The sequence below is a fragment of the Flammeovirga sp. SubArs3 genome, assembly GCF_947387565.1.
GTDB classification, from domain to species: domain Bacteria; phylum Bacteroidota; class Bacteroidia; order Cytophagales; family Flammeovirgaceae; genus Flammeovirga; species Flammeovirga agarivorans.
In genome coordinates, this window is sequence record NZ_CANDOA010000004.1 from 494508 (window position 1) to 509632 (window position 15125).

The 15125-nt window shown below is 35.4% G+C and carries 8 protein-coding genes; 2 read left to right on the forward strand and 6 right to left on the reverse strand.

Annotated features, from left to right (window positions below; all coding sequences use genetic code 11):
- Window positions 1-19: 19 nt before the first annotated feature.
- Together QL232_RS14370 and QL232_RS14375 are read right to left on the reverse strand one after the other, a co-directional pair.
- Window positions 20-1585 carry an arylsulfatase gene (locus tag QL232_RS14370; RefSeq protein ID WP_168881551.1) on the reverse strand — a complete coding sequence of 522 codons (1566 nt, stop codon included), beginning with the start codon at window positions 1583-1585 and terminating at the stop codon, window positions 20-22.
- Window positions 1586-2087: 502 nt separating this feature from the next.
- Window positions 2088-4178, reverse strand: a complete 2091-nt coding sequence (locus tag QL232_RS14375) for a T9SS type A sorting domain-containing protein (protein ID WP_281614610.1) — start codon at window positions 4176-4178, stop codon at window positions 2088-2090.
- 632 nt (window positions 4179-4810) lie between these two features.
- On the opposite strand from QL232_RS14375, the gene QL232_RS14380 reads away from it, so the two are divergent.
- The gene (locus QL232_RS14380) at window positions 4811-8941 is read left to right on the forward strand and encodes a choice-of-anchor tandem repeat GloVer-containing protein (protein ID WP_281614611.1); all 4131 of its coding nucleotides are present in this window, start codon (window positions 4811-4813) and stop codon (window positions 8939-8941) included.
- 113 nt (window positions 8942-9054) lie between these two features.
- Window positions 9055-10077: a bestrophin family ion channel gene (locus tag QL232_RS14385; protein WP_168881548.1), complete on the forward strand. Its 1023-nt coding sequence runs from the start codon at window positions 9055-9057 to the stop codon at window positions 10075-10077.
- A gap of 248 nt (window positions 10078-10325) precedes the next feature.
- Here QL232_RS14385 and QL232_RS14390 read toward each other — a convergent pair whose 3' ends face one another.
- The 4 genes from QL232_RS14390 to fbp all read right to left on the reverse strand — a co-directional run bounded on the left by QL232_RS14390 (window position 10326) and on the right by fbp (window position 15041).
- Entirely contained in the window at window positions 10326-11249 is a 924-nt protein-coding gene (locus tag QL232_RS14390) for a J domain-containing protein (protein WP_281614612.1), read from the reverse strand.
- 227 nt (window positions 11250-11476) lie between these two features.
- Window positions 11477-12409 carry a TIGR01212 family radical SAM protein gene (locus QL232_RS14395; protein ID WP_281614613.1) on the reverse strand — a complete coding sequence of 311 codons (933 nt, stop codon included), beginning with the start codon at window positions 12407-12409 and terminating at the stop codon, window positions 11477-11479.
- A gap of 36 nt (window positions 12410-12445) precedes the next feature.
- Entirely contained in the window at window positions 12446-13684 is a 1239-nt protein-coding gene (locus tag QL232_RS14400) for an MFS transporter (protein ID WP_281614614.1), read from the reverse strand.
- Between the two features lie 316 nt (window positions 13685-14000).
- Entirely contained in the window at window positions 14001-15041 is a 1041-nt protein-coding gene (gene fbp / locus QL232_RS14405) for a class 1 fructose-bisphosphatase (protein WP_168881544.1), read from the reverse strand.
- Between the last annotated feature and the right edge of the window lie 84 nt (window positions 15042-15125).

The following is a 15125-nucleotide window of genomic DNA, read 5'->3' on the forward strand; positions in this document are numbered from 1 at the left end:
TATATCCGATAATCAAAACCTAGTTTTGTTCTGACTTCATTGCTTCTGTTTGTTTCATGATCATTTCAATGATTTGATCAACTGAGAAAGAAGCCGCTTTCTGTTTTGGAGGATACTCCATTAACGAAGACATAAACTGACCAACTTTATCTTGTGCCATATATAAGTAAGGAACATGGTCGAAGTACCAATCCCAATATGCGTTTGAATCAATATCCGCTCTCTCATAAGGATCGCGACGTAAGTTGAAGATTTTTGGTAATCTTAATGGTACAAATGGTTCAGACCATACTGCCATTTGATGTGCTCTTTGCTCCATAAATACTACTTTCCAATCGTCCATACGGATAGCTGTAAGTTGTGCATCGTCATTGAAGTATAAGAATTCATGACGAGGTGACTCAACTTTACCTTCACTTTCTAAGTGAGCAACTAAATCATAACCGTCTAAGTGTGCTTTAAATTCTTTACCATTTGCTTTCACACCACCTTTTAATAGGTCTTCTTTGATGTGATCGTTACCTGCATAGTGAAGAATTGTAGGTACCCAGTCTAAGTGAGAAACCATACCATTAGATACTTGTCCTGCTGGAATGTGACCAGGGTATTTTACCATACAAGGAACTCTGTATGCACCCTCCCAGTTTGTGTTTTTCTCACCACGGAATGGAGTTACCGCAGCATCAGGCCAAGAGTTGTAGTGAGGACCGTTATCTGTAGAATACATCACGAAAGTATTTTCTTCTACTCCTAACTTCTCAATGAAATCTAACATCTGACCGATTACTTGGTCATGAGAAACCATTGCGTCTGCATAAATACCTTGTCCTTTAGATAACCCTTGTTCTTCTTCCGAAATGTGTGTTCTAAAGTGCATACGAGTAGTATTGAACCACACAAAGAAAGGAGTATCTGAATCGACTTGCTTCTTGATAAACTCTTGAGCTACACCCATTACTTCGTTGTCGATCGTCTCCATACGTTTCTTAGTTAAAGGACCCGTATCAGAAACTCTACCATCTGCATAAGAATGGATCACACCTCTTGGACCAAATTTCTTTTTGAATTCAGGGTCTTTAGGGTAGTCTGGTAATTCTGGCTCTTCTTCTGCATTTAAATGGTACAGATTACCGAAGAACTCATCAAAACCATGGTTTGTAGGAAGGTCAACATCTCTGTCACCAAAGTGGTTTTTACCAAATTGACCTGTAGCATACCCTTCTGCTTTCATTAATTCAGCTAGGGTAGGAGTGTCATCAGTTAAACCCTTTTCTGCACCTGGAAGACCTACTTTGGTCATACCTGTACGGATACCCGATTGTCCTGTAATAAATGATGATCGACCCGCAGTACAAGACTGTTCTGCCATGTAGTCGGTAAATGCGATCCCCTCTTCGGCAATTCTATCGATGTTAGGCGTTTTGTAACCCATCATTCCTCGGTTCCAGAATGATAAATTATACATTCCGATATCATCCCCCCAAAGGATTAGGAAGTTTGGTTTTTTAGGATCTTTTTTCGCAAAAGCTTGCGTACTAGCAAAGCCCATCACAAGGGCTGCAACTGTAAGTAAAATCTTTTTCATATCAATTTATAAATGTTGGTCAGTGTGTCAGTAATTCTTTTGTAAACTGTATTTTTACTAATCACATTTCGAAATACGTAGTTTAATATCAAACAAGTTATGTTGTTTAACTGTTTTAAGCCAAACAAAAGTAAATTAATGTGTTATTTTGTATTTTTTAAGATATAAATCGATTTTTATTGTCTTTTATCAATTTTTTATTATTGATTGATGTGTGATAATTTAGTTAGTTTTTATACAAAAAAGTCTTCATCTAAGACCTTAAACTTAAATGAAGACAATCATCGCTCGTAGAATTTTTTTATTTTTTATGGGCTACATAAGAGATTTTCTTTTCTTTCACATGGTTGGTAAATGGGTTGATATCAGAGGCTAATTTCATTGCAAAAAGGATAACAAATAGAATCAATAACTTTTTCATGTTTTTAAATTTAATAGTGAGGAAGAAAAGGCCGCAATAGTAAAGCGACCTTTTACTAGTACTCGCTTATGAATTTTAATCTTAATTTCTAACAATAAATCTTTCTACTTTTTTCAAACCATTAGCTGTTGTGATACTTAAGAAGTAGATACCATCTGTTAATGATGAGATATCAATATTATCTAAATGATCAGCTTCTAGTAGCATAGATGTAAAACCATTTACATTATAGATTACAGCTACACTATTTTCTAACACTTCTTCATGATTAATTCTGGCAGTAATATGACCATGTGCTGGTACTGGAAATACATTAATATCTAAATCAAAGCTCTGTGCAGTATTTTCAATAACAACAACATCTGAATATTCAAAAGCACCGTCGAAATCAATTTGTCTTAATCTAAAGATGTTATACTGAGCAGCTTCTTGTGCTACTACTTCAAAATCATATTCAATACTAACATTAGAATTACCGTTACCTTCAACAGTTCCAATAACTTGGTAATCTCTACCATTTGATGAAGCTTCAATTTCGAAGTGACTATTATTGATTTCTGTTGCAGTTTCCCAATAAAGGCTTACTGAACCATCCTCGTTTTGCTCACCTTCAAAATAAGTTAACTCAACAGGTAAATCGTGGTTGTTTGAACCTCCTAATGTAAAAGGAGAAAAACTTGAAGCTGGACTTGATGCTAAAACACCAACATTTGAACCTACAGTGTTATACACTTGAGCACCTTGTGATTCCCAATGCGAACCGTCGTAGTGCATTACTTTTACATCAGAGATATGTGTATTTTGGATACCACTATTTGCATCATAAGATAAAGTAACTGCTGCTGAAGCTGAACCACTAATTCTGTCTACATCCCAATATTCAGTTGAACTTACTGCGTCTACACCTGCCATAGGATCTACTGTTCTAAAGAAAGTATGTGGGTTATTGTGGTACTCTACTCTAAAAACTGTACTTGAATTTGCTGTCGGTTGACCTACACCTGCCTCTCTTAACGTACCGCCTTTACCAACTGGCATCATTAAGAAGAAGTTAGCACCTACAATACTGAAATGTGATTTTAAAGCAGATGTAAAGTTGATCGTTTTTTGAATAGGACCATTAATATGTGAAGCATCTGATCCACCTGAAGCATGACCAGTCCAAGTATATACTGCATTGTTGACAAAAGAGAATTCATTCAGACTTAAAATATTAGTAGTCGTTGTATTTAAAATTCCATTTGTTAAGATCAATGCACTAGAGTTATAAGTACTATTCACAATGTTGATAGGCTCACCTAAAGTAACTGAACCTCCAGTCGTATTCATTGTCAAAGATCTTACAACATTATTTGATGCTTGTAAACTGAATGTACCTGCAGCATTACCTGCAAATGCTAAATCTACAGTAGGAGAAGTTTCCGAAGCTAAATCAGCATAGATTTTTACATCAGTAGTAATTGAATCTGCAATAATTAAGTCATTACCTTGTGTGTAGATACTAACACCAGTATTGGCAAGGTTTGCAGTTAAAGCTGTGTTACCATTTAAAACAATTGAATTAATATTATTAGGGATAGCATCTACAGTACCTTGAGCAACTGTTTTTGGGTTGTTACCTGGTAAAGCATTAATCTGTGCTAATGTAATTAGGTTATTAGAAGCACCACCTGTAGAAAGTGTAACGTTATCTTCTACTGTAATTGCTCCAGACCAGTTTAATCCACTATATCCATTAGAACCAACACTTGGTACAGCAAACTCAGCACCTTCTTCTAAAACAATATCTTGAACATTTACATATAAACGACCACCTGAATGGTTGTCAGCATTAAAGTTACCAGAACCTGAAACGATTACTGTACCAAAATGACATGTAGTTCTATAGGCTGTATTATTTAATGTCCCATCTACGAATAACGTATCGATCACTACGTCAGGATCAAAAGAATTATTTCCAATATATACGTTTTTTCCACTTTGTATTCTAACGTTATATCCACCTGTCCAAGAAGGTAAGCTATTTCCATCTTCATCAACAAAATCTGATAAGCTACCTCTTGTACCTATATATATAAAGCCAGATGCAGAACTTGATACTGAGTAAGTTTGAGCACTAATAGTTAATTTTGTAATAAAAATTAGGAATAACAGGAATAAAATCTTTTTCATCTTTCGAGCGAGTTAAATAGTAATTAGGTTTGCATTTATTTACGGTAACTTATCTCAAAAGGATGGAAATGTCATGAGTAATGTATGTACTCAGACTATTAGTTTCAGGGGGTAAAATGACGTTGTTAAATTTTCTTACATGCTAAATTTGAAATATTTTTAGAATAAAAGTCTGAATATTAGTGTTTTATGTGGTTTTTGTCGTAATAACGGTTTTTGTGTACATATGTATGATAATCAATGTTTTGTGAAGAAAAATCTATTTTTTGACTCAATTTTACAAGAAAATACATTATTGAAAATTGTACTATTCTAACAAAACTATTTCAGAATACTAAGCTGTTTTAATGATGCAAAAGTGGAAATATTAGGTATGTAGTGTTTTTGATAAAAAATAAAATAACATACTAAGCGTGATGTGTTTAAATAATTTCGTTAGCTATCATTGAATTTATCATACTTGATTTCAAGTAAACAGAGAATAGAGATTGATGAAGCTTTTGGAAGTAGTTGTCAATGAGTATTTTATTCATTTTGTGATATTCAGAGGAATGCTAGTGATTTTCAAATAATCACTTTTTTTCTATGCTGAAGGTGGTTATTTTCATAGTATTATTTAACCCAAACTATTAATGATGTTTTCTATTTACTATTACCAATGGGATAGTAGAGCATTAAAAATATTCCTTATGCTCCTACTGTCTATGGCTTTTCGATTCACACTAGCTCAGCCATATGTTATCAATACCAATTCTTCTGGTGGTATACAAAATTCCGGAGGTATTTCTGTTTATAATCTAAGTGCACCAGCGGGCACAGCACCAGAGTTTTATGATCATGGAGAATCCTTTACAGGACAACCCGGAGACTTTAGTTCGTTAGTATTAGCTTCTGATGGGTATATTTATGGTCACACAGAAGGAGGTGGAGAGCATTACAGCGGAACCTTCTTCAGAATAGATCCATCAACTAATACTGTAACTCAACTGTTTTCATTTGATTACAATGAACATTATCCTATATATAATATGGTGGAACATAACCAGATTCTTTATGGGATAATGAGACGCCGTAGTAGTGAAGATGTAGTGTTTGCTATTAAACTTAGTGATCCAACCCACTTGATATCACTTACTAACCTTACAAATATTTTTAAGATTAAAAGAATGGGGGGAGGCTTTTATAAGCTTAATAATAAATTATATGCCACCATCTTTGATGGACTGGATGGCTCAAATGTTGTTGGTGGTGGAGTGTATGAATACGACTTAGCCACAGGTAATGATAGAATATTATGTAGTAATCCTTATGGCTACTCATTAGCATCTGGTGCACTTGCTCATCGAAATGTGCAAGGAAGAGATAGATTAGTTGTAGCGAACTCTGCATCACCTTTTGGAGGTGGTGGCTTTTATGAAGTAGATGCCGAAAGTGGGTTTATTCACGAGATAACAGTAGTAAGAGATCGACAATTTTTGGGAGATAAATTCTCAGGAGTATTTAGAAATTCATCAGGTACATTATTTTCTAGATCTTTTGCTGGTGGATCTACAGGTGTGGGTACTTTAGTAAGTATTGATCCAGATGGCAGGTCTGTAGCAAAAGAATTTACATTTGGTAATGCAAACGGTACAGCTATATCAGGATTAGTACCACATGGACATAACCTTATTGGTATGACACAACCTGCAACAATCACTTTTTCAGGACCAGACAGAGGGGTTATTTACCAATATGACCGTCATGGTAATTACAAAGAACTTTATCACTTCAAGGATTCATCATACCCGACAGAATTTTTTATTATCACAGATGATGATGGAGGAACGATGTGGGGCATCACAGAATTCGGTGGAAAAAGTAACCAAGGAGCAATTTTTAAATATCAATTAGCAACCAATAAAATGGAAGTAATTGCCAGTTTTGGGTCAGATACTGGTTTTATTCCTGAGACAAGGTTAACTCCGTATAAAGACGGAAAATTTACTTTTTCAAATCGAGATGGAGGTATTAATAATTATGGTACATTAGCTTCTTTTGATCCTTCTTCAGGCAATATTGGTCATCTATATTCAACAGGAAATAATTCGTTGGCCAAGCAAGGATATTCCAATGGAGCCTTTTTAGCATCCAACGGAAAATATTACGCAATTGAAAGAACAGGAGCAACAGCATATGATGTTTATAAAGACTCCTTATTCTATAGAGACCGCTTGGTTGAGTTTAATGATGATTTGGATTCTGTGATAATATTGTCAGGAAGGTTTAAAAACCGACTTTTTGAGGCGACCGAAAAAGCCCCATACAATATCATTGGTGAAATAATTGAGATACAAGGCAAATTAGTATTTACGTATACCAATTTCCTTTATACTTATGATTTATCTACAGGTCAGTTTACAGAGTTAATAGATCTTAGAAGTAAGAGAAATGTAGATAACAATGATGCAGCATGGGATTGGGGTTTCTTATTTTCTTCTTCAGTCACTAAAAAAGATGACGATACGTATTATTACTCTACACAAGGTTCTGGAGAGAATGTAATAGCAACACACGGAGGAACAATACTGAAGTTGGATGTATCAAGTTCACCTTGGGTGATTACACATGAATATACAATTGATGTATTTGTAAGTGATTCAAGAGAACGAACAAAAATTGAGTTAAGAGTATCAGGAAAAGGGGAGCCAGGCATAAAAGGTAAAATGTTGATTTTACCAGGGGCAGGAGGTGACCCAGATACATTAGTTGCAGCATCTGAATACAATAGTCCAACTACCATGGGTTGTATTCTAGCTTATCCAATGGGTGAGAATGGAAATCGAATAGGTGCATCACATATCATTAAACAATTTCCTGAGACAGGCTTTGATACGGAATTAAATTCAGTAGCCAATGATAGTACACACGGTTGGTTCCCAATGTCAGACTTGGCTTATCATGATAACAAAATATATGGTTTTACTAAAGGTGGCGAAACAGGAAATTATGTAGGTTCCGACCATCGAGGTACTGAAAGAGGAACTCCTGCATTCCAAGGAACATTCTGGAGTATAGATAGAGGAAATAGTGATGCATTTGAATTGTTATATACTTTGGATCAAGCAACGGGAACAAATCCTTTACAGACTAGTGTAAATATTGTCCAGTTATCACCTATCACTGGACAAAGGCTCAATGCTGATACCTTAGGCTGTGATATTTCTACAAGAACATTTAAGGTATATGGACATGATAGAGGTGATCTGCAATGGTGGTCTTCTAATCCAAATGTAACTTTAGTAGCGGGACAGACCAATGGAGATAGTGCCACTTTCGATTTTAGTGCATTAACTTCAAACTTAGAGCAAACCACTACAATTAGTGTTTCAGCTTACAATGCCAATGCAGCAAGTGGATATCAATATGGAGATACTGCTTCATGGGATGTTCATCAATTTGTTCAGCCTTCAATTGGAGATATTCAACCATCGGTAGATTTACATTGTCCTACACAACATGCTAGACTTACTTTATCTAGTTATGCTCATGTAGACTCTTTCTATTGGGAATTACCAACAGATATCATAGCATTGACAAGTCTCAATGGTGATGAACTTCAGGTTGATTTGAGTAGAGAAGGTTTTGGTACACACAGAATTGTTTGTCATGCATTTAATGGTTGCGGGCAACAAGTTTCTGATACACTTACTTTTGATGTTTACGATCCTAATGCAGTACCGACTATCACAAATACTGATTTAAATGTATGTATTGGAGGAACGATTAACTTCACAGCCACAGCTAGTAACCCATCCCATGAATTCAATTGGACATTACCAACAGGGGCAGTCCTTGCCAGCGGAGCTCAAGCAAATGCGGCTACCGTTGAAGTAGATTTCACAGGGGTACAAGAAGGAACTTACCCAGTATTAGTTAGTGCAAAAAGTACTTGTGGATTAGGTACAGCAGATACCGCCTATGTACATGTATCTAAAGCACCAGTAATCTCCGAATTAATTGCCAATAAGACATTGTCTTGTGGAGATTCAGAAGTAACAATTGTTGCAAGACATTTATTTGCCAATGGATTTAGTTGGACCATTCCAGATGGAGCAGTTGTGGTCGGAGATGAAACTACTGATATTCTAACCTTAAATGTAGAAAATGTAGACTCTGATTCTATCAATATCTCTGTTACAGCAACAAATGCATGTGCTGGTACTAACTCTAGTAATTCATTGAAAATTGCGATTCCAGCCTCACCAAGTATAGGAGGTATTACGGTTTCTTCAACAGAATATTCCGTAGCAGATACCGTTCAGCTTACAGCCTCAAATGTTACCGGAGGCGGAAATTACAATTGGAATATACCAGAAGGGTGTAATGTCATTGGTAATGATAATGAACAGACCATAATGTTTACAGTGAGGGAAGCTAATGTAGGAGACCATACGGTGTCAGTACAGGCATCGAATGATTGCGGTGCTTCTAATCAAGAAACGGCAACCATTAGACTTACTTCTGTAAACTCTTTGGAAAATGAGTTGTCTTCTAATGTCTTAGCTTATCCTAACCCTTCTAATGGCACCTTCTTACTACAAGGTTTAGATGCAAATGAAATCAATATCGTTATTAGAAATACGAGTGGACAAGTAGTTGAAAGCTACACAGGGATACCAAAAGAAATGAAGTTTAGACGTTTACAAAATGGGCAATATTTTGTGAATGTATATACTAAAGATTTGGATTACGGTACAATACCTGTCATTATTAACAAGTAATATTGATTAGAAGAATAAGTGATAGTACTCTCAATTAATTATTGGGAGTACTATTTTTTTATGTCAAAACTTCGTAGTTTCAATAAGAATTTTTCAATCTGTTTATCTGAAATATGTATACTAATCGGAATATTAACTACAAACTTTTCTTAGGTAGATCATTAACACCCATATTAGCATTGGCAGGGTATGCCTTAGTGGTAGTCGTTCTTTATGAATATATTGGGTTTATCTACTTTAAGTTACCATGGTCAATTCTATCTGTTGTTGGTACTGCAGTAGCATTTTATGTTGGTTTCAAAAACAACTCTGCTTATGCTAGAACATGGGAAGCCCGTAAAATTTGGGGTGCTATTGTAAACAGTAGTCGTACTTGGGGTATAATGGCCAGAGACTACACGACAAATATTTTTGTAAGTGATCAGAACCCATTATCAAAAGAGGAATTACAAGCCATACATAAAAGATTAATCTATCGACATATTGCATGGGTGTACCGCCTGAGAAGGCAATTATGGAAATCTCAACCTTGGGAGCATAATCATCCAATGACTACAGATATCAGAAAAAAATTAGGTGATAATTTCGCAAGCTTAAGTGAAGAAGAAGAGCTAAGAAAGTTCTTACCAGACCATGAGGTTGATGCCTTACTTAAAAAGAAAAACATCTGTACTCAAATAATAAGTAATCAGTCAAAAGATATTTTAAAACTTAGAGAGTTAGGGTTAGTAGATGACTTTAGACATGTTGAATTTCAGAAGCTATTACAAGACTTCTATGTTCAACAAGGAAAATGTGAGCGTATTAAGAACTTCCCTTTACCAAGACAATATGCGAACACGTCTATGGTACTTACAGTATTATTTGTGACTTTACTTCCTTTTGGAATGGTAGCTCAATTCTCGGCTTTGGGAAATGGGGCAGTTTGGATGACAGTTCCTTTTACAGCTTTAATTGGTTCTATCTATATCTTAATGGAACTTGTAGGGGATTTTGCTGAAAACCCTTTCGAAGGATTAGCATTTGATACTCCAATGACGAGTTTATGTAATACGATTGAGATCGATATGAAGGAGATGATTGATGATCCGAAAATCCCTGAGAAATTGAAGCCAAAAGATAATGTCCTTCTATAAAAAAAGAACGATATCAATTGATTTGATATCGTTCTTTTTTGGTTTAGACTTTGTCTTTACCCATAGTGATTAACGCGTAAGCAATAGCACCGATTAGTGGTGGAACCATAAAGCCCATTGCAGCGATTTCTAAATATGTAATTGCTTCCATCGTAGTTGGAGGTTAAGTAATTTCAATATTTTTCGGCACAATAATAATGAATTGTTAACCGTAATCCAACCAGAAAGCTGATTTTAATCACCCAATTTTAGGAAAGATCTTTTAACTGTTGGAACAGTTCGTTTTGCTCATCAGTAAGCCCTGTTGGAACTTTCACATTATAAGTGATATACAAATCACCAAACGATCCATCCTTTTTGTAGATAGGAAAACCTTTACCTCTCAGTTTTACTTTTGTTCCGTTTTGAGTTTCAGGTTTCAAGTTCAGTTTTACCTTTCCATCGAAAGTATCAACCATCAATTCACCACCTAAAACCGCACTGTAAAGATCAACATCTACTGTTTTGTAAAGATCATTTCCTTTTCTCTCAAATCCGGTATTATTTGTAATGTGGAAAGTCATTAGTAGATCTCCTTTCTCTCCGCCATTAACACCATCTTTGCCATGTCCCTTAATCTTAATAGTTTGTCCATCCTCAAGTCCTGCAGGTACAGTTACTCTGATGTTTTTACCATTAATTTTATAAGTTTTCTTCTGTGTCTCGTAAACATCTCTTAGTTCTAAGTTGATATTTACCTTGAAGTCTCCACCTTTTTTAGGTCTTGGCTGACGACGGCCACCACCGCCAAACATAGAGTTAAAGAAGTCAGAAAAGTCTCCACCACCTTCAAAACCTCCAAAGCCACCGCTGCCTTGTCCAAAACCACCGAATCCACCACCGGTACCTTGGCCAAATCCTCCGCCAAAGCCACCACCACCGAATCCTTGTGACTCAAATTGATCAGCATGTTCCCAGTCTTTACCGTATTTATCGTATTTCTTTCGTTTATCTGGATCGCTTAAGACCTCATTAGCTTCATTTATTTCCTGAAACTTTTTATGAGCGACTTCATCATCAGGGTTTTTATCTGGATGGTATTGTCTTGCTAATTTTCTATATGCCTTTTTTATTTCGCTTTGGTCTGCATTTTTATCTACACCCAAAACTTTATAATAATCTATATATGCCATTTTATTTTATTCAAATTTATCGTTGTAAGTACAAAAATAACGTTTTTGTCTAATTAAAAACATTACCACTCTTATTTATACGTCTAAGTGTGCAGAATGTTCGCACAGTAAGACCAGAAATAGGAAAATAGATAGTTTTTATTATAGTTTAGTTAGTTTTTTATATAAAAATAGCTGATACATCATCAATAAATGTATCAGCTATTTTTCATGAAAATATGTATTTTCTATTTATATAATCTTCCTTGATAGGTGTCTCTTTCCTTTAATCTCTTTTCGATCATGAGTTGAATTTGGTTAGGACGTATTCCCCAATTTGGTGCTATTCGTAAATTTTGAGGGGTATCACTACTGAATCTCTGTATAGCCATATCAGGTCTTAATTGCTCAAGAAAATCAACCATAAAGTCTACATATTCATCGGGTTGAAATAAAGGGAACTGATCAGGGTTTTCTTTATACTGTTTGGCCATAATTGTTCCTTTTACAATCTGTAGCTGATGGAATTTTACAGATCCTAAAGGTAAATCAGAAATGATCTTCGCTTGAGCTAATGTTTCTTCTCTAGATTCTCCAGGTAGACCAAATAACATATGCCCTGCCACAGGTAAACCTCGATCAACCACTTTTTGAATAGCCTCTACAGAATCTTCAAAGGAATGACCTCTGTTTACTTTATCTAGAGTCTTGTTGTAACAAGATTCAATACCAAACTCAATAAAAATTAGATACTTTTCGGCGAGTTCGCTTAAATAATCTAATTGTTCATCAGATAAACAATCGGGGCGTGTACCAATTACAAGTCCATCGATTTTATCATGTTTGAGTGCTTCAGAATAAATTTCCTTTAGCTTTTCTACTGTACCATAGGTATTGGAGTAGGCTTGGAAATAGCCAACAAAAGCCTTGGCACTATGGTATCTTCCTGGTAGGAATTCCATTCCATGATCAATCTGTTCAGTTATGGTTTTCATACCATCATGAAGATAGTTGGGCACAAAACTATCATTGTTGCAAAATGTACATCCGCCGAATCCTAAAGAGCCATCTCTATTGGGACATGTAAAGTCTGCATGAATAGAAACTTTTTGGATTCTACCACCGTATTGTTTTTTCAAATATTCGGAATAGGGGAAATACCTTCTACTACTTAAATTCATTTTTGATTGATCATGTTGTATACACAAATTTACTGATTATGAGAGTACTGTAGCTCGTTTTGCCTTACGAGATTTGTAGTCACTTATTTTACTAAATAACGTTACCCCAAACATTGTTGCTATAACACTGATATATCCCAAATAATTGTAATGTTCTAAAGATGAATCGATAGGATTTGTGGTGATAATTAATCCTGCTGCAAAAGATGCTAAACCTTGTGAAAGATTCTGAACAGAGGATCTGATACTCATAAAACTACCTCTTTTTGCAGGGTCAGTTGTATTTATCAATAATGCATTAGCAGGAATTGATCGCGCTCCACAGATAAACATTAAAGTTGAAAATACTAAAATGGTAGGGATACTCATTCCTTCTGCATGTGTTAATACTAAGGCAGGTATTAATGTGATAAATGAGATGATCACAAATACCAAGTACTTTCCATACTTATCAGACCATTGTCCAATCTTTGGAGAGAAATATAAAGTCGCTAATCCACCTGAAAAATAGATCCAAGTTAACTGTTGGTCCTCAAACCCTATGTTATTTACTAAGTAAGGAGAAAGGAAGGGTATCAAAATAAAATGCCCAAAGAATACTAGACTCAAAGCTGTTAATCCCTGTACTTGCTTTTTGTTGAATAATACTGAAAGTAAGGGGTGTAAAAATTCTTTTATACAGCGAGGTTTCTTTACGTTACTTAAGTGGGCATCTATTTTAGGTAATTGTTTATAACATAATACCCAAAGTACAGAAGCAATGATAGCAATGATAATAAATGGTGCATGCCAGTCTATCTTTACTCCTAGATATAACCCAATAGGTACACCGATAGTTGATGACACAGCAAAGCCTGTCATTAAAATCCCAATACCTGAACCTCTTTTTTCTTCAGGTAACATGTCTCCTACAATAGTAAATAGGGCGGCGTTAATTAATCCACCAAATACTCCTGTAAATGTTCTTGCTAATAAAAGAAACTGATAGGTGGTGGCTAATCCACATAAAATAGTTCCTATGGTAAAGAAGAAATATATAGTGAGAAACATCTTTTTCCTTTCGAACCTGTCGATCATGAAAATCGATACAACACCTGAAATAGCAGCAGCTAACGTATAAGATGAAACAACCGCACTCCATTCAAGTGGAGTCATCTCAAATACTTCTTGCAATGTATGTCCTAGGGGCATTAATACAACGAAGTCTAAAATATTAGTAAAACTTACCGCTGCTAGGAGATATAGTGTCAGTTTCTCATGTTTAGTTAAAATCATTTTAGTTTGGTTAATTGTTAGTAGAAATTGATAGTTTCTTACCAATGCTCTTTGTAGTGATAATGAAAATCTATAACAAAGGTAGTGGTAAGTTAAACAATCCTACTTGTTGCTTACATTTTATTATGATCGTGTTAAAAGTTTGTGCTTAAACAAAATTTGATGATTTTTGCCATATATCCAATTTAAGATACATTTGATAACAATATTTTTCTTGATAAAATAATATGTTGGATGATAAACAACTGTAATTAACATAGAAAAGCCTGTGATTTAGGTATAATCACAGGCTTTTATTTTCAATATTTCTCTGTATTTAAGCTTTTACCTTAATGGTTTTCACTGAAACAACTTCCTCTTCCTCATATTCATTAAGGTGTTCCATTGCCTCTTTTACCATCTTTGGAGATCCGACATAAAACGGTGTTCTCTCATGGAAATGTTCTGGTTTTATCTCTAGAATTCTTTGGTAACCATCCGTAGCCATACCACCAGATTGCTCAGCTAAGAAAGCTAAGGCGTTGCATTCATAAAGTAGCCTTAATTTGCCCTTTTTATATTTAGAAGTAGACGGGTAGATATAGATACCACCTTTTAGTAGATTTCTATGAAAATCACCCACTAATGATCCAATATAACGAGCAGAAAACTCTCTCTCTTTACAAGTACTTAGATAAGACTTCAATCCTTCAGGGAAAGTATTGTACCCACCTTCATTGATAGAGTAGATACTTCCATCCTCTTTACACTTCATATTTGGGTGTGACAAGAAGTATTCACCCAAAGATGGTTCGTAAGTAAAACCATTTACCCCATAACCAGTAGAATAAACTAACATAGTAGAAGAGCCATACAGGACATAGCCTGCAGCGATTTGCTCAGTACCTTGTTGAAGCATATCTTCTTTGGTAGGAGGGCGGCCAATAGGAGACCTTCTTCTGTAGATTGAAAAAATGGTACCTACTAATACATTAACATCAATATTAGATGATCCATCAAGAGGGTCTATTGCCACAACGTATTTTGCATGGTGATTGCCAGTGTCAATGATACCATCGATTTCTTCTGAAATGATACCACAAGTTTCTCCACCTTTAGAAAGTGCTCTTGTAAAGCGGATGTCAGCAATCATATCCAATTTTTGCTGGGCTTCTCCCTGGACATTATCACTTCCTACACCACCTTCAATACCAGCCAGTCCGGCTCTATTGATTTCGCGGTTAATAATTTTAGCAGCAAGGGCAATGTCTCGTAATAGTTGTGATAGCTCACCGGTTGCATAAGGGAACTGCTCCTGCTTTTGTTGAATAAAGCGGTCTAAAGCAGTACCTACAGATGCTGTAAGTTTATCCATCATAAGGTGAATAATTTAATATGTGTTTAATAGGTGTGTTTTATTGGTTCTGTAAAAATAATGATTTTTATCAAGTATTTGCAATCG